This is a genomic window from Cohnella rhizoplanae (assembly GCF_948329515.1).
Classification (GTDB): domain Bacteria; phylum Bacillota; class Bacilli; order Paenibacillales; family Paenibacillaceae; genus Cohnella; species Cohnella rhizoplanae.
This window is the reverse complement of record NZ_CAOJCN010000011.1, coordinates 188,018-208,773: the sequence shown is the minus strand read 5'-3', so window position 1 is coordinate 208,773 and position 20,756 is coordinate 188,018. Positions and strand designations below refer to the sequence as shown.

The following is a 20,756-nucleotide window of genomic DNA, read 5'->3' as shown; positions in this document are numbered from 1 at the left end:
ACTCGATAGTTATAGGGACGTCAGAAAACGGGATAAAGGAACGCACACCACCCTGCTTGCCTCAGCGGACAGTTATCGTATTGTTGTTATCGGCCTGGCGCGTCCAATAGTTTAGGCATTTCCTCCATAATAAGACTCCGTACCCAAACGACTCGTGCGGCAAAAGAAAAAGCCCCGCCCCGAAACCGGGACAGAGCCGTAAAGTTCAAGTTCACTTGGAGCGCGTGTCCGCCGTTTCCTTCACGCGCATGCGCGCGAGGAAGTTCAGGATCGGACGACGCGACTTGTCCACGATGCCGATGAGCTCCGCGCCGATCTGCAGCAGGACGAGGAGCACGCAGATGACGACAAAGGTCAGCCAGTTGCCGACGCCCGAGTTCGAGAACACGGACTGGAGCACCGCGCATGCGCCGAAGAACGCGGCCACGCCGTAAATGATGAGCACCGTCTTGCGGTGGCTGAAGCCCAACTGCTGCAGGCAGTGATGCAGATGCCCTTTGTCCGGCTCGAAGATCGGCTTCTTCTGCACGCGGCGGCGGATGATCGCGAAGAACGTATCCGACAGCGGCACGCCGATCAGCAGCAGCGGCGTCACGAACGAGACGACGGTGATCTGCTTGAACCCGAGCATGGAGAGCATCGCAAGGGCAAAGCCAAGGAATAGCGCGCCGGAATCTCCCATGAAGATCTTGGCGGGGTGGAAGTTGAAGAACAGGAATCCGATGATGCCGCCGAGCAGTACGGCGCAGAGGATCACGACGGTGCCTTGACCCATCAATGCGGACATGACTAGAATCGAGCTGATCGCAATGCCGGATACGCCGGCCGCGAGGCCATCGAGTCCGTCGATCAGGTTAATGGCGTTGGTGACGCCGACGATCCAGAAAATCGTGAGAGGAATGCTGATCCACTCCGTCAGGGACTGTCCGGCAGCGCCGAACGGAATATTGACGAAGTCCATCTGTATATCGAATCCGAAGACCACGACGCAAGCGGCCGCGATCTGCACGAGCAGTTTGAGCTTGGCTGACAGCTGGAAGCGGTCGTCCAGCGCGCCGAGCAGCACGATCAGCGTACCGCCCGTCAGCAGAGCGCCGATGAGACGCTTGTCGTGAGGGCTGAACCAATGATCGGGAATGAGGGGCAGCAGGAGAAGAATAATGGCCGTAAACGAAGCGTAGAAGGACAGGCCTCCGAGCCGGGGCATGATCCGCGTATGCACTTTGCGATAATTCGGTTTGTCGACCGCACCCACGATAAAAGCAAACTTCTTGACGAGCGGCGTTAGGACCAGCGCAAGCGCGAGCGATAACACAAATCCGGTGATCCCGATTCCAACCATCCAGCCTGTCGGCATCTTTACATCTCCTTTACCTTATGTACCGGATAGAATTATACGCTCCGGCACGGGAATGAACAAGCCAATAATTCCGGCGAATTCCGGCAAAAAAGGCCGTTTTCCTTCGCCCTGGCCGATTTTCATGTGCTTTCATTTCGTTTGCAAAAGGTTATCTCCGTCTCGGGCCACTTTGATCGCGAATTGGGGAAGTACCATCATTCGCCTGATCCGCGTCGGCTCCCGGAGCAGCCGGTAGAACCACTCCAGCCGCAGGCGGATAAACAGCGCAGGCGCGCGCTTGGTCTTGCCCGCCAGCACGTCGAAGCTGCCGCCGACGCCCATCATGACCGGAACGCCCAGCGCGTCCTGATGCTGCGCGAGCCATGGCTCCTGATTATCCATCGAGCGCGCGACGAACAGGAGATCCGGCTTCGCCGTTCGGATGGCGGCTACGACCGATTCATCGTCTCTGTCGGTAAAATACCCGTTGCGCACGCCCGCGAATCGAACGCCCGGATATAAGGCGGCAAGCTTGGCATGCGCCGCATCCACGACTTCCTGCGAGGCGCCGAGCAGGTAGACGCTCCAGTGGCGGCGGTCACCCTCGCGCATCAGCTCGTGCAGCAGATCGTATCCGGCCACGCGCTCCGCCACCGGGTGACCGACGCGGCGCGCCGCCCATACGACGCCCGTGCCGTCGGGCACGACGAGCTCGGCGGTCGCCAGCGCCCGGCGGAAGGCCGGATTCTGCAGCGACTTCATGACCATCTCCGGGTTGCCGGTGACGACGCGGTGGCTCTCGCCGGAGGCGACAGCCCCGATGAGGTAGTCGACCGTCTGGGCCATATTCATCTTGGAAAAAGGAATGCCGTAAATCGGTACGGTCGGAAAACTGCGGACATCCGCGGTCTGAGACATGTCTATCTCCCTCTAAGCTCCAGGCAGGCCGCGACGATTCGCTGCGCCGGTACGGCCGCTTCTTCCCTCAGCCGCCGGATGGCGCTGTAATGGTCGATGCGCCACTGCGCCGGATCTTCTATTAATTGGACGGCCTTGGCCGAAAATTGTTGCATGTCGATCGCGTCGACGGTGCCGATCGCCCGATCGCCGAGCCGATGCAGGAACTGGTCGATCTTGGGATCGTACGACAGTCCGAGGAGCGGCACCTCGCGGTTGGCGGCGTAGATGAGCGAATGAAGCCGCATGCCGACCAGCAGGTCGCAGCGGTCGATCTCGCGCAGCATCTCCTGCGGCGCCTCGTGCGCGGGCGCGATCTCCGCCATGGAGGCGGAGGCGCCCAGCCGCTCGATCACGTAGCGCGAGGCGTCCTCGTCCGCGCCCTCGTGAAAAGGCAGGAAGCGCAGCCGCACCGCGCGCCGCTGCGCCAATGCAGCCAGCGCGGCGGCCGTCCGGTCCAGATCGGACCGGTCGCCGCGCCAGAACCGCACGGACACGCCGACCAGCGGCGGCCTGTCCGCGCCCTGCCCGCCGGCCGCGCCAGCTGCGCCGCCGATCTCGCGCTCGCCGCCGCCCGCAGGCGGCAGCGGCATCCCCATGACCGGGTCCGGCACGACCGCGACCCGGTCCTCCGGCACGCCGAAGCCGGCCAGCAGCGCGGCCGATTCGCCGTCCCGCACCGACACGTACGCAGCCTTGCGCATCGCCCGCGCGATGAACGGCTTGAACATCCCGCGCTTCACCGGCCCGATGCCCTGGGCATAGATGAATCCCGGCTTGCGCGCCCAGCGCGCCATCTCCAGGATACCCAGATAATACGGGATCGACCCGAGTCCGGTCGCATCCTGGAGCAGGCTGCCCCCGCCGCTGATGACGCCGTCGCTGGCGCCGATCGCCTCGCGCACCTCGCGCAGCTTCATCCGCGGTACCGACCAGACGCCGTACTGGCGGGCCGTCCACGCCGGATCCCCGGACAGCACGATCGGCTCGACGAATACGCCCTGGTCCTCGCCGGCCTGCTCGAGCGCGTTCAGGATGCTCAGCAGCACCGCCTCGTCCCCGCTGTTGCGGAAGCCGTAGTAGCCGGACAGCACCAGCCGCAGCTTGCGATCCGTTTTAGCCATACCCATTATGCCATGCACCGCCCATGTTTACCTTAATATCGGATGAACGCCCGCCCGCTTGCGGACATAGGCGTTCACCCCTTCGCTTATGACTTACCCCGTCGATAGCGCGCTCTCACCGCTACCGGCGGCAGTCTCACTTCGTCACTTCGTCGCCAGCTGTCTTCTCCAAGCGGCCCATAGGCGCTCGAGCACCTGCCAGACGACGATCAGCACGAGCCCGATGAGGAAGCCGATGCCGAGTCCCAGCAGATCCCGGGTCGCTGACAATACGGCCGGCGTGTGAATGTGCGCGAACGTGTCGACCATCGACAGCTGTCCGATCGTGGCGGCGACGATGAGCACGAGCGGCCACTTCGGATAGCGGAGCGACAGGAAGAGGCCGAGCAGCATGAGCGGATGCCCCATCGCGAATTCCTTGAATCGCGGACGTACGTGGAAGGTGGTCTCCAGGAACGTGCGCAGCTTCATCTCCAGGCCGGAGGCGGAACCTCCGTTGCCCGTGCGCGTCAGGTAGTAATAGCCGGCCGCCAGCACGAATACGCCGACGACGACCCAGAATACCTTGATCGGCATGACCAGCAGCTGCCGGATGTTGCCCCAGAACCCGCTCGCGGAACCGTAGAAGAACACGTACAGCGCCACCAGCGCGATCGGCGCCAGGTGAAGCAGGCTGACGCCGCGGAACTGCTGCAGCACCAGCTCGTACGTGATGTGGTTCAGCAGCGCGATGACGAACGGGATCGCGATCACCGAGAGGATCGCCGTGCGGATGTACAGCGCCACGGCGGAGCCCAGCCGCTTGCCGGCGGACATCCGGAAGTTCTCGGGCCGGCTCCTGCGGGCGCGGAGCAGCCGCACCAGCGTCACGACCGATACCGTCGGCGCCGCGATGGCGACGAACAGCGCCAGCGCCTGGTTGAGCAGCGAGGCATCGAGCGCGAGCACGCCGGCGCCGCCGATGAAGCCCAGGATCGTGACCGGCAGCAGGATCGGCGGCAGGAACAGGCCGATCAGGATCGCGATCAACGCTACGCTGCCTGCGATGGCAAGCGCACGCCACAGCGTTTCCGCCGGGGCATGATGAACCTTGAAGGCGTGGGCTTCGCCCGTCTGAAAGCCGAAGTCGCGCATGCGCTCGATGGCGCCGTCGGCGCCGGACAGCGCGGGCACGATCGTCTTGTCGATCGGATGCGTCACCTGCGCTCTCTTGTCGTCGCGCGCAGGCGCGGCGTTCAGGTAGATCATCCGGATGTTGCGATCCTTCACGGCCAGCACGAGTCGGTCCTTCAGCGTCTCAGGACTGATCACCATCATCTCGCCCTCGGATACCGAGTGCAGGCGGACCGCGTCGTAATCCAGTCTCTGCGCCAGCCCGTTCATCCCGGATTGAGGCGCCTTCAGGTTCTCGATGACGGCGATGCCGATTCCGTTGTCCTTGAGCTGCTTGGCGAAGTCGTTCAGACTCTGCGCTTCGACGTGATTGGTGAAGCCTGTAACGGCGCTCCCGTCGAAAAGAATCCGCGTGGCGCCTACGGCCTTGAACTTGGCGAGCCAGTCCGCCACGCGCGCGGCGTCATAAGGGAGAATGCGATCGGAGATGCGCGGCACGACCATCAGTCCCGCATCGTGAATCACCTGCATGAAGATCGGATTCGGCTCCATCGGGCGCAGCTTGGCGTCTTCCGGTCCGATGCCGAGCACGACGCCGTCGCGTCCCAGAACGGACCAGGGCGCTACGCTGATGCCGGCCTGCTCGAACGCGTTCTCTACGATCGGCCTCAGCGCAGATTCGGTGTCCGGCTTGTTGAACAGCACGTATGTACGATTATCCCCAGGCGCGCTGAGCTGTCCCGCCAACTGAGCGGCCTGCGCGGCGCTGTACACCGTGACGTCGCCCGTCATGCTAAGCTCGTCCAGATTGCTTTCGAATACGGCCATCGCGTTCACGCCCGCATCCTTCAGCTTCTTGATCTGCTCATCGGCGAACGCCTTCGGATCGGCCTGGGTAGCGGCGATCGTCAGTATATCCTTGTAATCCACGATGATTTCCACGTTGTCCGCCGAGTTCTCCGTCTGCACGCGCGCGTACGCGACGGGCAGCGAGCCCAGCACGCCGATCAGCACGACCCACCAGAGCCACTTTGCCAATCTCCGATTCCATTGTTCCAGCCATACAGGCACTGCGTTCCACTCCTTTTATCCTCTTCGACGATGGCGCGCGTCTCGTTCAACCGCCCACCCTACGTCCGCACAACTCCGAATGCCGCGAATTAAATGTAGTATTGCAGTTAACCGGGCATTGAATGCCGAAAACGCAATAATTTCCTGCCGGCCGACGCCGTACTCGACGGCTTAATCAATCTGCTCTGTTTCCTTATCGACGGAGTTCCACTGGTTCAAGTTCGCCGTTTTCAACCGCCTTCGTCAGCAGACTTCATTTCCCGCGCAATACCGCGACAGAATGCGACAGGGCGAGGGCGCGGCTGCCCCACGGCAAGGGACACAACCCAGCCCATGTTGCGAAATGAATTGAACCAGCCGCTCAAGGCACGCATCCGCATCGCCCGCCAGCCCGGCAGCCGCCGCCCCTTCCTCCCGGACCCGTGCCGCCAAGCGCACAAGCGCCCGCAGCCGTGGGGAGCGCATGCGGCTGCGGGCAAATAATGGCCGGTGAGGGCGCGGATCCGCGCTTAGCTAAGCGAATCCACGCGCGCCATCACCGCGGCGACGAGCGAATCGAGCGCGGCGTTCGCGCCGGCCAGGTCGTCGCCGCGAACGGCGAAGTATACTTTGATTTTGGGTTCGGTACCCGACGGGCGGAGGCAGAACCAGGAGCCGTCCGCGCGCAGGAATTTCAGCACGTTTTCCTTCGGAAGACCGTCCAGACCCAGCTCGTAGTCCAGCACCTGCTCCACCTTGATGCCGCCCACCTCTGCAGGCGGATTCGTGCGCCAGTCCGCCATAATCGCGGCGATCTGGGCGACGCCGTCCTTGCCCTTGAGCGTGCGGGACTCCAGCTTCTCCAGGTACGTGCCGTATTTGGCGTAAAGTTCGAGCAGCACGTCGTACAGCGTCTTGCCCTGCGTCTTGTAGTAGGCGGCCGCCTCGCAGATGAGCAGGGACGCGACGACCGCGTCCTTGTCCCGCGCGTAGGTGCCGGCCAGATAACCGTAGCTCTCCTCGTAGCCGAAGAGGAACGCGTGCTCTCCGCTGGCTTCGAATTCGGTCATTTTCTCCCCGATGTACTTGAAGCCGGTCAGCGTGTTAATCACCGCGCTGCCGTAGGAACGCGCGATATCGGCGCCCATCTCGCTCGTGACGATCGTCTTGATCACGGCGCCGTTGGCCGGCAGCCGCCCCTTGGCCTGAAGGTTGGAGAGCAGGTAATGCACCATCAGCGCGCCGGACTGATTGCCGGAGAGCACGACGTACTCGCCCTTGTCGTTCTTGACGACCGCGCCCATGCGGTCGCAGTCCGGGTCCGTGCCGACGATGATGTCCGCGCCGACCTCGTCCGCCAGCTTGATCGCCAGCGTGAACGCTTCATGCTCCTCCGGATTCGGAGACTTCACGGTCGAGAACATGCCGTTCGGCTGCTCCTGCTCCCGCACGACGTGGACATTCGTGAAGCCGGCGGCGGCCAGCACCCAGCGCACGGGCATGTTGCCCGCGCCGTGGAGAGGCGTATAGACGACGGAGAGCGCGGATCCCGCACCGCTTTTCAGCACCTCGGGATGTACGGATTGAGCGGCTACCGTATGTACGAACCGATTGTCCTCGTTCTCGCCGAGCCAGACGATCAGACCCTGCGCCTCGGCTTCGGCCTGGCTCAGGCGCTTGACGTCCTCGAACGCGTCGACTTCGCGGATCTCGGCGATGACCTGCTCCGCCTGATGCGGCACGAGCTGGCAGCCGTCCTGTCCATAGACCTTGTAGCCGTTGTACTCGGGCGGATTGTGGCTGGCCGTCACGACCACGCCTCCGGCCGCCTTGAGGTCGCGTACCGCGAACGACAGCTGCGGCGTAGGTCGAAGCGAGCGGAACAAGTACGCCTTGATGCCGTTCGCAGCCAGCACTCGGGCGGTCTCCAGCGAGAAGATATCGGAATTATTGCGGGAATCGTGCGCGATGACGACGGACGGAGATTCAAAGTTGCGGAGCAGATAGTTGGCGAAGCCCTGGGTCGCGCGGCCGATCATATACCGGTTCATCCGGTTCGTGCCCGCGCCCATTACGCCCCTAAGGCCGCCCGTGCCGAATTCGAGCTCGCGGTAGAAGCGGTCGTCGATCTCCGCCGGCTTGATTGAGATCGCGCGCAGCTCCTCCTTTGTCGTATCGTCCACCTTGGGGTTGTTAAGCCAGGATTCATAAACTTCGTTAGCAGCGTTGGTCATCATTGTCTCATCCTTCCGTCATTGATCTCTTTATCTATACCCAGGCACCGCGCTCCCCGTCACGGAGAACGCGGCGCGCCGAAGCAAAAATTCATCTCTCCTTCGACGGGTCCGTCAGCGCGAACATCAGCACGCCCTCGGCCACGACTTTGCCGTCGACCTTGGCGGTCGCTTGCCCCTTGCCGATCGGTCCCTTCAGCCGGATGATCTCCACCTCGAGCGTCAGCGCGTCGCCCGGCGTCACTTGTCCGCGCCAACGAAACTCGTCCACGCCGGCGAACAAGCCGATCTTGCCCTTGTTCTCCTCCAGGCCGAGGATCGCCGTCGCGCCGACTTGCGCGAGCGCCTCCAAGATCAGCACGCCCGGCATAACCGGGAAGCCCGGGAAGTGTCCGGCAAAATACGGCTCGTTCATCGTGACATTCTTGAGGCCCACCGCGCGTTTGCCCGGTTCAAGCTCCAGAATCCGGTCGATGAGCAGGAACGGCTGACGGTGCGGGATGATTTCCTGGATTTGATTGATGTCGAGCATGAACAGGTCTCCTTCCGAATGTGGGCGCGCGCAGGAATAAGCTGCGGTCCGCGCGACCATACTATGTATAATCCTTTCGCGCACTGCAGTCGCGAAGGTTGAATATAAGAGGGCTTGCCTCAAGCGCCGATCGCGTCCGTCGCGCGGCCTGACGGCAAGTCCTTTTGTTGCCCCTGCCCCATTAAGCCGACTTGGTCTCGTTGTTCAGTTCTTTAAATGAAGTGAAGTATACGAACGAGGTCAGGAACGACAGAACCACCGCGAACCACAACGCCGCGAGCCCCCAAGGCAGGTCGAGAATCAGCAGGACGATGGCCAGATAATAGATGACGGTCGTCAGCTTGCCGTACGAGTTGGCAGGCACCGTGCGCTTGCCCCGGAAATGGAAGAACGCGCCCGTGGCGATCATGCCCACCTCGCGAAACGCCATGACGCCTGCCGCGGACCAAGGAATCTCGCCCTCCGCCAGCAGCGCGCCGACGACGGCGAGCATCATGAGCTTGTCCGCCAACGGATCGAGCATGATGCCGATCTGCGTCACGAGACCGCTGCGTCTGGCTATGTATCCGTCCAGCATGTCGGTGAGTCCGGCCGCGAACACGACGACCAGCGCCCATACGGGATGTCCTCCCAGGTACAGCGCCAGGAAGACGGGAATCATGACAAAGCGGGACATCGTCAACAGATTCGGCACATTCACGCCGGAACCTCCATTTCCGCCTCCGGCATCGCGAGCGCGAGCCCTTGTCAGCTTTTATTATACCGTCAGTCCCGCTTCGGGTAAAATCCCTCACGGTCCTTGCCGGCCGATGATACCATATGTATCGCTGTAAGGCATAAAAAAAACTCCCCTTGCCGTCAGACGGGGAGCCCTTGTTGTCCTGCCATTCGCGGCGTCTATCGATCACGAAGTCCATCCTCGAACGGCGACTACCGGCTGCCCTCGAAAATGAGATCGTACATGTGCTTCCAGGTATTCCAGTCGAACACGTCCGACCATTCCTGCTTGCCGAGCACGGCGTACCCGATCCCGAGGCCCGCGATGAGCGCCACGATGCACAGCACCGGAATGAACAGAACCTTAACGCTAGTCCATACGATCAGCATCAGGAGCCGTCCTGCGGATCGCCGCTTCTTGTCCGTCGGACGCTTCGTCGCTGACACGGTAGATCCTCCTTCAGAAAAAAGAAGCCCGAATAAATCCTTGTTCGAGTCAATTTATTCTAAGCTTTGCGCCGGAATTGCGCAAGCGGGCAGGCTAAAGCGACGGCCCGCCGCCGGCCGTCAGACCGCATCAGGCGCGGAGATTGGCCGCCATCTGCGACATCTGATCGCCGGAGCTGAGCGCGCGGGCGCTCAGCTGATAGGCGCGCTGGACGTTGACCAGATCGGCCATCTCGTCGCCCAGGCTGACGTTCGACTCCTCCAGGAAGCCCTGGCGGATCGCGACGCCGCCGGCCTCGTCCGGACTGGCGACGACGTTCGCCACGACGTCCTCCACGTTCACGTCCGAAGGCACGCCGTACAGGTTGTCGGCGACGGCCTGCAGCAGCTCGGGCTTGTTGACCTCGACGAGCCGCAGCGTGCCCAGCTCGATCGATTCGTTGCCGTCGGCGGAGCGGGCGTTCAAGCGGCCGTCAGCGCCGACGACCAGCTCATAATTGTTGGGCACGCGGACGAACGTATCGTCGCCTGCAGCGGAGACGGCGACGACGGGATAGCCCTCGGCCGTCGTGAGCAGGCGGTCGCCGTCGCCGGTCGGCGACAGCTGGAGCGCGCCCTGGCGCGTAAAGGCGCGCGCGCTGTCGAGCGTGCCGCCGGAGCGCACTTCGAACAAGGCATTGCCCGCGATCGCGAGGTCGGTCATGCTGTCGGTCTGCTGCATCGGCCCTTGGGTCATGTCGATCTGCTGGCCGACGACGCGCGCGCCCCAGCCCTGCGTGAAGCCGAGCGGCGTGCGGCGGCCGGGCAGCTCGAACGACTTTTCATGCGGCTGGATGTTGGTGAGGATATCCTCGAAGACGGTGCTCTTGCGCTTGTAGCCCTTCGTGTTCACGTTGGCGATATTGTCGGCGAGCACGTCCAGCTTCTGTTGGAGAGCGCCCATGGAGGCTGCTGCGCTGACGATGGAGTTGTTCATCTCGTTGCCCCTTCGCTTCTATTATACTCGGCCGACGTCGTTGACGGCCTTGTCCAGGCTGCGGTCGTAGTATTGCACCATCTTCTGGTTCGCCTCGTAGGCCCGCAGCGCGCTCATCATGTCGACCATCGATTGGGAGGCGTCCACGTTGGAGCGCTCCAGATAACCCTGCTTGATCTCCACGCGTTCGCCCGCCTGCACCTGGCGCAGTCCGTTCGCGTCTCCCGCGTAGACGTATTTGCCGTCGCCCTGCCGTACCAGCTGGTTGGGATCGTTCACTTCGGTGAGGAGAAGCGCGGGATTGCCGGCGAGCGGCTGCTGCGTCTCCTTGTTGATCAGACGGCCGTCCGCCGTGACCTGCACGTTATCCCAGCTGCCGTCTACGCGGATAGCCTGTCCGTCCAAGCCGAGCACCTCCATGCCGTCCGGGGTGACCAGCATGCCGTCCGCCGTCGTGCGGAAGCCGCCGTCGCGCGTATAGCGGCGCTCGCCGTCCGCGTTCTGAACGGTGAACAGCGCCTGCGGCTGGTAGGTGACGTTGCCATTGTCGTCCACGTACTTGCCGGAGCCGTCGAACGCTTGTCCATCGACCAAAATGTCCGATACGAGCGCGAGGTCCTGGCTGCGCCCCGTCTCGTTCAGGTCGCCCTGGCCCAGGTTGATCAGACTCTCCTCGGCGAATACGCCGGTGTTGAGCTTGCCGATCGTGCCCTTGGTATCGTCCGGGCTGCCCATCAGAGAGACGAGCATCTCGGGGAATGCCCGGTTCACCGAGTTGACGCCTTTGTAGCCGGGGGTGTTCAAGTTGGCGACGTTGTTGGTCACGGTATCGTGCCTACGCTGCTCCGCAATCATCCCCGCAGCCGCAGTATACAATCCTCTAATCATGTTGCGTATTCCCTCCCGTTGTGAGAAAGCTACTTGCGGCGCGCCATCTTGTCCAGGTGATCGAGCATGATGCCCGTCCCCTTGACGACGCAGTGCATGGGGTCTTCGGCGATCAGCACGGGTACCTTGAGCTCGTCCGCCAGCAGGGAGTCGAGTCCGTCCAGCAGCGCGCCCCCGCCCGTCAGGATGACGCCGCGGTCGATGATGTCGGCCGAGAGCTCCGGCGGCGTCCGCTCCAGAACGGACTTGGCGGAAGCGACGATCGAAGATACCGGCTCCCATAGCGCCTCGCGCACCTCGTCCGAATGAATCGTCACGGTGAGCGGCAGGCCGGAGACCATATCCCGTCCCCGGATGTCCATCTCCCCTCGGCGTCCTCCCGTGTACACGGTGCCGATCTTGATTTTGATATCTTCGCTCGTCCGTTCTCCGATCAGCAGCTTATACTTATTCTTGATATATCTCATGATGGCGGCGTCGAACTTGTCTCCGGCGACCTTGAGGGACGAGGCGGTCACGACGTCCCCCATGGACAGCACGGCGACGTCGGTCGTCCCGCCCCCGATATCCACGACCATGTTGCCGCTGGGCTGGAAGATGTCCATGCCGGCGCCGATCGCCGCCGCCTTCGGTTCTTCCTCCAGAAATACTTCCTTCGCCCCGCTTCGTTCCGCGGCCTCGCGAATCGCCTTTTGCTCCACGGAAGTGATATTGGTCGGCGCGCAGATCAGGATGCGCGGGCGACCGTACCAGCTGCGCCCCCCGACCCGCTGAATGAATGCCTTCAGCATCATGTCCGTAACTTCGAAGTCGGCGATGACGCCGTCCTTCAGCGGGCGGATCGCGATGATATTGCCGGGGGTGCGCCCGACCATGCGGCGCGCATCCTCCCCGACGGCCAGCACCCTGCGGGTGTCGCTCTCGATCGCGACAACGGAAGGTTCATCGAGCACGACGCCCTTGCCTTTGATATGGATAGAGACGTTCGCAGTGCCCAAGTCGATTCCGATGTCTTTGCTGAACATATGAAAAACAAGCCTCCAACGCGCAGATAGTTCTTTAAGTATTCGCCATGATTTCTCATAATCCTCTAACATTTCTAACGTTATGACAATTTTTATGCTTTTGCGACCGCGAACACCTCGCGCTTCTTGATCGTCGTCTTCTTGTACTTGATCTTGGTCGCTTCTCCGCCTCTCAAGTGGCGAATGGACTTGTGATACTCGAGGATGTGCTTCACCTGATCCGCCAGATCCGGATTGATCTCCGGCAGACGCTCGGTCAGGTCCTTGTGCACCGTGCTCTTGGAGACGCCGAATTCCTTGGCGATGGTACGAACCGTATTGCGCGTCTCCACGATACTTCGGCCGATCTTAATGGTCCGTTCCTTGATGTAATCGTGCACGCTCCCGCCTCCCTGCTCTGATTGATTGGTACAGTATATGAGGGGGACGTTCACTTATTCTTTGTAACCAAGCCTGACAAGCCCATAAAGTCCGCAAGGGGCGGGGTTTATGGGCCTAAGGGCTGCCTTCGCCGTCCTAATTAACGCAAAAAAAGACGAGCCCAAAGGCCCGTCTGGCGCGATCGTATGTATAATGGCGTCCGTTTATCCCTTGAGCGGCACGGCGCGGGACACGTAAATGCTGGCGTTCTCGTGGAGATCGATCTCGTAAGGAGAGGGCACGCGGCCGTCGGCCTCCCGCACGACCAGCACGACCGGCTTGTGCGCCGGCCTGCCCTCGGTATCCTTGACGATCGCGGTCTGTCCGCTGCTGAGCATGACCGCCATGCCCGAAGGGAAGATCGTCACGTTCTTCAGAAAGGCCCGGACGACGCCGATCCCGAACTCGTAGTTGCCGGCCGCGAACATATACTCCATCGCCTCGTACGGCGGATAAGGATCTCGATAATGGCGGGGCGAGAGCAGCGCGTCGAACACGTCGGCGATCCCTACGATCTGCGCCATGTCGGGGATCTTGTCCTGTTGAAGGCCATACGGGTAGCCTTCGCCCCTGTAGCGTTCGTGGTGGAGCAGCGCGCACTTGGCGGCGGCGTCAGGCACGTCCCGCATGCGCGAGAGCGACTGATAGCCGAGCGTCGTATGCTGCTTGATCGCCGTCATCTCGGCGTCGGTGAGCTTGCGCTTCACGCGGAGCAACTCGGGCGAGATGCGCGTCATGCCGACGTCGAAGAGGAGGGACCCCAGCGTCAATTCGTACTGGGCGTTCGCGTCCATCCCGCTGGCGGCGCCGATCAACCCCGACATCAACGATACCTGGAGCGTATGGTCGAACAGCGACTGATCGGTCTGCCTCAGCACGCTGAGCTCCTCGGCTACCGCCCTGTGGCTGACCGCCGCGAGGAGACGCTCCCTGTAGCCCCGCCTGAACTCGGTGAGCTCGGCCAGCGGCAACCTGACCCGGACGTAGTTCTCGTCCGTCTCCAGAAATCTGATCAGGTTGTGGTGCGTCTCCTGGAGCTGGACCGGATCCGCGCGCAGAAGATCGATCTCCGCGATATCCCTGAGCTTCTCGTCGGGGCGCAGCTTCATGCGCGACGCCAGGATCGCTTCGGCCGCCGCGCCGCGCTTGCCGAGCGCGACCGACTGGAACCCGAGGAGCTGCAATCTATCTATGTACTGCGCCGTCAGCTCCGTGCCGGCCTCGAGCATGACCAATCCATTTTTACCGAATACCGGCCTGTCCAACACGTCGCCGGGGTGAAGTTCGTCTACGGTCACGAGCTTCATCTATCACGCGTCCTCTCCGAAGTCGATAGATCCTCAGTAGTATCAATAATGGTACTATCGTAACACATCTGCCATCATTTGGTCAGCTATAAAATGTCAAAAAAATAAACAAGGTTGCCCTTGCGCGCCGCCGCGCGCCCGGACAACCCTGTCTGCGGTACTAGATTACTGTTGGCCTTCGATGAGAGAGTCCGGATCGACGGTCTCGCTGTTGCTCTTGACCGCGAAGTGCACGTGGACGCCCTCTTCCTTCTCCATCTCGCTGACGCCGGCCGTACCGAGCACGTCGCCCTGCTTGACCAAGTCTCCCGTCTTGACCTTCATCTCGGCCAGACTCTGGTAGACGGTAACGAGGCCGTTGGGATGCTTGATCTGAACCTCGTAGCCGCTCAGCGGCGTCTGCTCCGCCACCGATACTTCGCCGCTCATCGCCGCCTTCACGTCGAACGGCTTGCCGTCCTTGCTCGCCAGGTCGATCGCCGTATGCGGCACGAACTGATTGTCGTATTGCACCATCGCCGCCGCCTGTTCTTCCTCGGTGCCGTTCTGGTTGTAGTACGGCATCGACACGGTCATCGCTTCCCGGTTCGTGACCGGCCAAGCAAGCGTCTCGCCCGTCGCCGCGACCGGCAGCGCATCCGGATCGGCGGCGGCCTCTCCGTCCTTGCCCGCTTCCTGCTGAATGCCCGCGGAGCTCGCTTGGTCCTCCGGCTTGCCGCTCGTGCCCGAGCCGGCGTTCAGCCAGAGGATCGTTACGATGATTGCCGCAGCGGCCATGTACATGGCGGGGAATACCCACCGCTTGGCGAAAAACCGTTTCCATGCCGAAGGCCTTGCCGACGTGCTGACGACGCTTCTCGTACTGCTTGGTTCGATCTTGCCGTTTGGTTTGTTTGAATCATTCATTTTTTATCACCTCAGTAACAGAGTGTTGCCAGGTGATAGTTTTTTAAACATGCGATTTGCAAGATTACGGGATTTATAGCTTAGCAGTCTCCGTGCGCGCCGACTGAAGCTCGCTGATCGACTTCAGCTGGATGCCGGTATAGTAGTGCTGCACGATATCCGCCGCGGTCGCGCCGGCCTTGGCCATGCCCTCCGCCCCCCACTGGCTCATGCCGACGCCGTGTCCGCTTCCGTAGGTCGTGATCGCGATCTTGCCTTTGTCGATCTTCCAATCGAAGGCAGCGGAACGCAACCCTAGCAGTCTCCGAACCTCGATTCCCTGAAATGTCTTGCCGCCGACGGTGGCAGAACGCACTCTCTTTCCTTCCGTCCAGCCATTAATGACGGCCGACGGTTTCTTGCCGATGCCGGTTAGGGCCGCCAGCGACTTGATGCCGAGCTTGCGGTAGAATTCGCCGAGCTTCATCTCTATGGTTTCCTGCGCGCGGGGCGAATCCCTGCGGTCCCACGGACTGGTCACGGATACGAGATAGGGGAGATCCGCGTGAAATACATCCTTGGCGTTCTCGGTATACCCGTTGCTGCTGGCAAAGTAGAGAGATTCAATCGGCGCGCCGCCGTAGACCATGACGATGCCGCGCGTCCGGCGCACCGCTTCGTCAACCGCCGCCCACGCCTTCGGGTTCTCCCTCCTGAGCTTGTCCATCTCCTCCCGGGAGCGGTACACCTGATGCGTCACCGTGTCGGTCACGTCCGCGCCGCGCACGGGCACCCCCGTCCGGTCCTCGTTCCACAGACGCCGGATCAGATACGTACGCGCCGCGATCGCCTGCGCCTCCAGCGCGGCCGGTTCGAAGTCCGTCGGCATCTCCGCCGCGACGACCCCCTTGATATACGTTTCCAAGCCCGCGCGTTCGATGCGCTTGTCGCCGGACAGATAGACGCGTACGACGAGCGAGCTGTCTTTCTGATCCGCGCGCAGCCCGCGCGCCGCATCCGCCGCGGACAGCGGGCGCTTTGCCTTGACGTCCCCCCCCTGCGTTTTGGCGGAATTCTCGCCGCCCTCCTGATTCGTCTTCGCAGGATTCGTATGGTCGACGCCGGTCCCTCCGGCCTTCTGACCGCTGCCGCCCTCCGGTTTCTCCGCGGCCTTCGGCGGTTTTAGGCCGTTCGTCTCGGCCCGCTCTTCGATCGCTCGCGCCGCGGGATCCCCATTCGCATGCCGGCTCGCCCACGACCAGCTCGCCAGCAGCGTGCCGGCGCCGAAGGCGATGACGAGCAGAATGCCGATCGACCGCATGCCTGCGTTCTTCCCGCCCTTTACGTTCGCGCTATCGCGTCTTCCTTCGCGCCGCATGCCGCGAATCTCGCGCAGCCGCCCCTTATTCGCTCGTCCGTTTTCCGTTCGCATGCCGTCGCCTTCCCTTCTTCGTTGTCCTTTTCTCGCACGCTACCAATCTATGAGCGGCACGGCGTTGATAGAACAAGGCAGGAAGACGACCGGCTCGTCCGCCGAGCAAGCCAAAAAAAGCCTTTCGCGCCTTAAGCCGATGCAAAGCGTCGGCTCAAGGCGCGAAAGGCGCGGGGATGATAAGTGCTATTAAAGGAAATTCACGCCAGCGTCGGCTGCGCGCGCAGCATGGCTACGTTATCCGAAGCGATCCGCTCTTCCGAAGCGGCCTGAAGCGTGCGCCGCACGGCGAAAGGCTCGGCGGCTACCGGCGCCTGAACGGCGGCCGGCGCAGGTACTTCGGCGTCTTCGGGCAGCCGGCTGATGTCGGCGCCGAGCGCGGCCAGCTTGCCGACGATGTCCATGTAGCCGCGGTCGATGTGGTGCGTACCGGTTACCTCGGTGACGCCATCGGCTGCGAGCCCCGCGCAGATCAGCGCGGCTCCCGCCCGCAGATCCGTCGCGCAGACCGGCGCGCCGGACAGCTTCTTGCCGCCGGAGATGACGGCGGCGCGGCCTTCGATCTTGATATCCGCGCCCATCTTCGCCATCTCCTCGACGTGCATGAAGCGGTTCTCGAATACCGTCTCGGTCACGATGCTCGTGCCCGGGCTGGCGAGCAGGAGCGCCATGAACTGGGCCTGCATGTCGGTCGGGAAGCCCGGATAAGGCAGCGTCTTGACGTCGACGGCCTTGAGCGGGCGATTCGCGTAGACGCGGATGCCGCTGTCGTCCGACTCGATGCCGACGCCCATCTCCTCGAGCTTGGCGACGACCGGACCCAGATGGTCGCGGATCGCGCCTTCGATGTACACGTCTCCGCCCGATATAGCGGCAGCGATCATGTACGTGCCGGCTTCCACCCGATCCGGAATCACCGTATGGCGGATGCCTTTAAGACGTTCTACGCCCTCGATGCGGATGATACCCGTACCCGCGCCGCGCACCTTCGCGCCCATTGCATTCAGGAAGTTCGCGAGATCGACGATCTCCGGTTCCTTGGCCGCGTTCTCGATCGTGGTGATACCGTCCGCGGTCGCGGCCGCCATCATGATGTTCTCGGTCGCGCCTACGCTGGCTACGTCCAGGTAGATGCGCGCGCCGCGCAGCCTGCCGTCCACCTTGGCTTCGACGGAGCCTTGGCCGAAGCCGATCTCGGCGCCCATCGCCTCGAAGCCCTTGAGGTGCTGGTCGATGGGACGCGTCCCGATCGCGCAGCCGCCCGGCAGCGAGATCTTGACCTTGCCTTCGCGGGCTAGCAGCGGTCCCATGACGAGGAACGACGCCCTCATCTTGCGGACGAGCTCGTACGGCGCCTCGTGCGAGATGAGCCGGTGCGCACGCAGCGTGACGCGGGACTCATGGCGCAGCGCTTGAACGCCGAGGGCCGAGAGGACTTCCAGAATGTTATACACATCGTCCAAGGCTGGTACGTCATCGATGACGCAAGATCCTTCTTCAGCCAACAAAGTGGCGGCCAGGATCGGCAGGACGGAATTTTTGGCGCCGTGCACGCGGACAGTCCCATTTAGGGGACGGCCGCCGCGGACGATGATTTTGCTCATGGGTGGTTCCCTCCGCGGGTGTAGAATCATTTCCGAAGACCGTGCTTTCACCGATGCCGGCTCCAGAAAACCCAAATTTCATCATACCACCGTCCGTCGGTTCGGTACAAGCGGCATCTTTTGACAAATTTGAAACAAATCGCGGTCATCATTCGCCTTCATGCGACTTGCTTCTGCTTTATTACCCATTGTGATCATTTTGATTCGACGTTATGCGGAGAAAATAGCCGCTACGACGAATTGAACAGGTGACGGAGCGATGACGCCCAGTTCCAGTAATCCAGCACGAACCCGGCCAGCAGGCGCCCGCCGATAATCGCCAGGAAGAGCTGCGCGAGACGCACCCTGACGCTCTTGTGATGGCGGAAAAATTGCTCCCACTTGACCTCCTGCAGCACGACCCACGTCACGGCGATAAACCCGAGCGTGATAAAGATGGAGAATAAGCTGTCCCAGCCCATCGAATAGTAGATCGATTCCATTCGCCGATAACGCTCCTTATGGCCGCATTTCCAAACCGGGTCAATCGACCTTCAGTACGCTGAACCGATAGTAAGCGGAACGGTCCGCGCGATCGGCCGTGATCCGGGCATAATAAGTGCCGGCGGCCAGCTTCTGCCGAATGGCGATCGAAGAAGCTCCCGCCTTGTTGGTCCATTGCCCGAGCGGCTTCAGCTCCTTGCTGTACACGACCAGCTTGAAATCCGAGCCGTCGGGTATGCCCGTCAGCTTCCAATCGTAACGCCCGCCCGTCGTTTTGAAGCGGAACCAGTCCTCGTCCTCCTCGGCCGAGATGAGCCCTTTGAGGGCGCCTCCCGACCCGGGAGCGAGCGCGGCCGAGGTCAGCGGACCGCCGTTCGGCTCGCCCAAATCCGCGTACGTTGTAATGTATTCCAGACGGACCGTATAGGTCCCTATCACGGGTGGCGCTCCGTCGGCCGCTGCGTTCCGGACCCCTATGTAGTATCTGCCTGCCGACGCGTTCTTCATCGTGACCGTCTCCGGGAGGCCGTCTCCGTTCCCGTCCGTCCAGACCGGCGGCTGTCCGTCCCGCTGCAGCGCGACGGCAGGGTCGATCCGCGTGGTGTCCGACTCGACAGTTACCTTCAGGGTACCGGACTGAGGCAGCTTGACCGTCGTCCAGTCCTCGTCCGACTGGCGCTCGAACGTCCCGCTCCACGTCTGCGTGCGAGGTTCGATCGCATACGCGGCATCGCTGGAAGACCCGGGCTCCGTTCGGTCCGGGAGCATCCGGAAGCCGGAGGTCAGCCTATAGGGCAACGGCAGGGATGCCGAAGACCCGTCCGCCCGGAGGTAGTATTTGCCTTTGCCGAGCTTCCAAGTCGTCTTGCCGCCGACCGTACCGCTGTCCGCGATCGGCTTGGCGGCGCCGGGGCGGTATAGCGACAACTTAACCGCGGATGCGCCGATGTCAAACAGGTTTGTCTGCATCCGCACGGACAAGAAGCCGTCGTAGCGCGCATCCACCTCGTACCAGTCCGTATCGCGCGAGCCGCTCCAGGCCGAATAGACCTCGGTGCCCGGAGGAAATGGCGTTGCAGACTGCTGGGCGCCGTTAGGCTCGCGCCAGTCTGGCAGCGCTGTCGCCGACAACGCGCGGTCCGCGCGGATCAAGCCATAGCCCGTCGCGTCGTCCCGGCCCGCTTCGCCGATGTCGTCCGCCGTCCTGCGCAGCGTCTCCCGGAGCAATGCCGGCTTCCAGTCGGGATGCGCCGCCCGCAGCAGAGCGACCGCCGCCGCGACCTGAGGCGCGGCCATGGAGGTACCCTCCATGGCGATGCGCCCTCCGCCGAGGGCGAGCGTCTCCACTCGCCAAGCAGCGGCTACGTCGACTTCAGGGCCGCCCGTCGAGTTCAGCTGCCCTTTGCCCGACTCCGCTCCCGCTACGGCAATCACGGTCGGATAAGCCGCCGGATACTGCACCGCGGCTTGCTCGCCGAAGTCCGCCGCATCGTTGCCCGTCGCGGCGACGAGCAGCACGCCTTTGCGCTCGGCGAGTTCGATCACGCTCCGCATGTCGGCGGCGTCTCTGCGCAGGCCGAGAGACAGCACCACGATGTTCGCGCCATGCTCGATGGCGTAGCGGATGCCGCCGGACAGGTGCTTCTCGTCGCCCTCGCCCTGGTCGTCGAGCGCTTTGACCGGCATCAGCTTCATCTTCCATGCGGCGCCCGCTTCTTGCCCCTTCGCCGCCTCGGCCGCCGCGACGATGACGCCCGCCACGGCCGTGCCGTGTCCGTTGTCGTCTTGCGGCGGCTTGTCATCGTCCAGCAGGTTAACGCCGTCGGTCAGATACGGCGCGAGCGCCGCATTTTTCAGATCGACGCCCGTATCCACGATGGCGATCGTGCCGGCAACGTCACTGCGCAGCAGCTTCCAGGCCTTCGTCATGCCCGTCTCCTGGAGAAACGACGCGCCGGACAACGCCGATATCGCCGCCGTCGAACGGGATGCGGAGGCCCAAGCGTCCGCTCCTCTGCGCGTCTCCTGCTGTAGCTCCGGCTCCGCCGCCACGCCCGTCCAGCCGATCTGCCGCACCTCGGCCTGTACCGATTCGATCCCGCCGACTTGCGCCTGCGGGACCGAGGCATGCGGCACGGCCAGAGCCGAGCCGAGGAGCGCGGCCGCCGTTGTCGCGCCAGCTTTTCGCCACTTTCCATATTGTCCTGCTGCCATTCCATGCCA

Annotated in this window: 18 protein-coding genes; all 18 read right to left on the bottom strand. The window is 62.7% G+C overall.

What is annotated here, in order from left to right:
• Positions 1-211: 211 nt before the first annotated feature.
• Positions 212-1,342, bottom strand: coding sequence for an MraY family glycosyltransferase (locus PQG80_RS17490; RefSeq protein WP_271752733.1), 1,131 nt, complete (start codon positions 1,340-1,342; stop codon positions 212-214).
• A gap of 147 nt (positions 1,343-1,489) precedes the next feature.
• On the bottom strand, positions 1,490-2,257 hold the full coding sequence (locus PQG80_RS17485) for a WecB/TagA/CpsF family glycosyltransferase (protein ID WP_271752712.1): 768 nt from the start codon (positions 2,255-2,257) through the stop codon (positions 1,490-1,492).
• Positions 2,258-2,259: 2 nt separating this feature from the next.
• On the bottom strand, positions 2,260-3,426 hold the full coding sequence (gene csaB / locus PQG80_RS17480; RefSeq protein WP_334219829.1) for a polysaccharide pyruvyl transferase CsaB: 1,167 nt from the start codon (positions 3,424-3,426) through the stop codon (positions 2,260-2,262).
• A gap of 138 nt (positions 3,427-3,564) precedes the next feature.
• Positions 3,565-5,604 carry a DUF5693 family protein gene (locus PQG80_RS17475; protein ID WP_271752711.1) on the bottom strand — a complete coding sequence of 680 codons (2,040 nt, stop codon included), beginning with the start codon at positions 5,602-5,604 and terminating at the stop codon, positions 3,565-3,567.
• A 509-nt stretch (positions 5,605-6,113) separates the two neighbouring features.
• Complete coding sequence (locus PQG80_RS17470) at positions 6,114-7,817, bottom strand: phospho-sugar mutase (RefSeq protein ID WP_271752710.1); 1,704 nt, start codon at positions 7,815-7,817, stop codon at positions 6,114-6,116.
• 91 nt (positions 7,818-7,908) lie between these two features.
• Complete coding sequence (gene fabZ / locus PQG80_RS17465; RefSeq protein ID WP_271752709.1) at positions 7,909-8,349, bottom strand: 3-hydroxyacyl-ACP dehydratase FabZ; 441 nt, start codon at positions 8,347-8,349, stop codon at positions 7,909-7,911.
• A 181-nt stretch (positions 8,350-8,530) separates the two neighbouring features.
• Positions 8,531-9,049 (bottom strand): CDP-alcohol phosphatidyltransferase family protein, encoded by a 519-nt coding sequence (locus PQG80_RS17460; RefSeq protein WP_271752708.1) that lies wholly within the window; start codon positions 9,047-9,049, stop codon positions 8,531-8,533.
• Positions 9,050-9,279: 230 nt separating this feature from the next.
• The gene (locus PQG80_RS17455; RefSeq protein WP_271752707.1) at positions 9,280-9,513 is read right to left on the bottom strand and encodes a DNA-directed RNA polymerase subunit beta; all 234 of its coding nucleotides are present in this window, start codon (positions 9,511-9,513) and stop codon (positions 9,280-9,282) included.
• Positions 9,514-9,643: 130 nt separating this feature from the next.
• Positions 9,644-10,489: a flagellar hook-basal body protein gene (locus PQG80_RS17450; RefSeq protein ID WP_271752706.1), complete on the bottom strand. Its 846-nt coding sequence runs from the start codon at positions 10,487-10,489 to the stop codon at positions 9,644-9,646.
• Positions 10,490-10,510: 21 nt separating this feature from the next.
• Complete coding sequence (locus PQG80_RS17445) at positions 10,511-11,377, bottom strand: flagellar hook-basal body protein (protein ID WP_271752705.1); 867 nt, start codon at positions 11,375-11,377, stop codon at positions 10,511-10,513.
• Positions 11,378-11,406: 29 nt separating this feature from the next.
• The gene (locus tag PQG80_RS17440; RefSeq protein WP_271752704.1) at positions 11,407-12,402 is read right to left on the bottom strand and encodes a rod shape-determining protein; all 996 of its coding nucleotides are present in this window, start codon (positions 12,400-12,402) and stop codon (positions 11,407-11,409) included.
• A 92-nt stretch (positions 12,403-12,494) separates the two neighbouring features.
• A complete protein-coding gene (gene spoIIID, locus PQG80_RS17435) occupies positions 12,495-12,782 on the bottom strand; it encodes a sporulation transcriptional regulator SpoIIID (RefSeq protein WP_090116189.1) in 288 nt (95 codons plus the stop codon).
• Between the two features lie 204 nt (positions 12,783-12,986).
• Positions 12,987-14,129: an HD-GYP domain-containing protein gene (locus PQG80_RS17430; RefSeq protein WP_271752702.1), complete on the bottom strand. Its 1,143-nt coding sequence runs from the start codon at positions 14,127-14,129 to the stop codon at positions 12,987-12,989.
• Positions 14,130-14,294: 165 nt separating this feature from the next.
• On the bottom strand, positions 14,295-15,035 hold the full coding sequence (locus PQG80_RS17425; protein WP_271752701.1) for a M23 family metallopeptidase: 741 nt from the start codon (positions 15,033-15,035) through the stop codon (positions 14,295-14,297).
• A gap of 73 nt (positions 15,036-15,108) precedes the next feature.
• Entirely contained in the window at positions 15,109-16,446 is a 1,338-nt protein-coding gene (gene spoIID / locus PQG80_RS17420) for a stage II sporulation protein D (protein ID WP_271752700.1), read from the bottom strand.
• Between the two features lie 200 nt (positions 16,447-16,646).
• Positions 16,647-18,050, bottom strand: a complete 1,404-nt coding sequence (murA, locus tag PQG80_RS17415) for a UDP-N-acetylglucosamine 1-carboxyvinyltransferase (RefSeq protein WP_271752699.1) — start codon at positions 18,048-18,050, stop codon at positions 16,647-16,649.
• A 230-nt stretch (positions 18,051-18,280) separates the two neighbouring features.
• Positions 18,281-18,532 carry a DUF1146 family protein gene (locus PQG80_RS17410; RefSeq protein ID WP_271752698.1) on the bottom strand — a complete coding sequence of 84 codons (252 nt, stop codon included), beginning with the start codon at positions 18,530-18,532 and terminating at the stop codon, positions 18,281-18,283.
• A 40-nt stretch (positions 18,533-18,572) separates the two neighbouring features.
• The gene (locus PQG80_RS17405; protein ID WP_271752697.1) at positions 18,573-20,747 is read right to left on the bottom strand and encodes a S8 family serine peptidase; all 2,175 of its coding nucleotides are present in this window, start codon (positions 20,745-20,747) and stop codon (positions 18,573-18,575) included.
• Positions 20,748-20,756 lie beyond the last annotated feature (9 nt).

Coding starts and splice junctions, on each gene's coding strand:
- PQG80_RS17425 (WP_271752701.1), bottom strand. CDS start 15,035: ATGAATGATTCAAACAAACCAAACGGCAAGATCGAACCAAGCAGTACG.
- PQG80_RS17470 (WP_271752710.1), bottom strand. CDS start 7,817: ATGACCAACGCTGCTAACGAAGTTTATGAATCCTGGCTTAACAACCCC.
- PQG80_RS17430 (WP_271752702.1), bottom strand. CDS start 14,129: ATGAAGCTCGTGACCGTAGACGAACTTCACCCCGGCGACGTGTTGGAC.
- PQG80_RS17445 (WP_271752705.1), bottom strand. CDS start 11,377: ATGATTAGAGGATTGTATACTGCGGCTGCGGGGATGATTGCGGAGCAG.
- PQG80_RS17405 (WP_271752697.1), bottom strand. CDS start 20,747: ATGGCAGCAGGACAATATGGAAAGTGGCGAAAAGCTGGCGCGACAACG.
- PQG80_RS17410 (WP_271752698.1), bottom strand. CDS start 18,532: ATGGAATCGATCTACTATTCGATGGGCTGGGACAGCTTATTCTCCATC.
- PQG80_RS17490 (WP_271752733.1), bottom strand. CDS start 1,342: ATGGTTGGAATCGGGATCACCGGATTTGTGTTATCGCTCGCGCTTGCG.
- spoIID (WP_271752700.1), bottom strand. CDS start 16,446: ATGCGAACGGAAAACGGACGAGCGAATAAGGGGCGGCTGCGCGAGATT.
- PQG80_RS17440 (WP_271752704.1), bottom strand. CDS start 12,402: ATGTTCAGCAAAGACATCGGAATCGACTTGGGCACTGCGAACGTCTCT.
- fabZ (WP_271752709.1), bottom strand. CDS start 8,349: ATGCTCGACATCAATCAAATCCAGGAAATCATCCCGCACCGTCAGCCG.
- PQG80_RS17485 (WP_271752712.1), bottom strand. CDS start 2,257: ATGTCTCAGACCGCGGATGTCCGCAGTTTTCCGACCGTACCGATTTAC.
- csaB (WP_334219829.1), bottom strand. CDS start 3,426: ATGGGTATGGCTAAAACGGATCGCAAGCTGCGGCTGGTGCTGTCCGGC.
- murA (WP_271752699.1), bottom strand. CDS start 18,050: ATGAGCAAAATCATCGTCCGCGGCGGCCGTCCCCTAAATGGGACTGTC.
- PQG80_RS17450 (WP_271752706.1), bottom strand. CDS start 10,489: ATGAACAACTCCATCGTCAGCGCAGCAGCCTCCATGGGCGCTCTCCAA.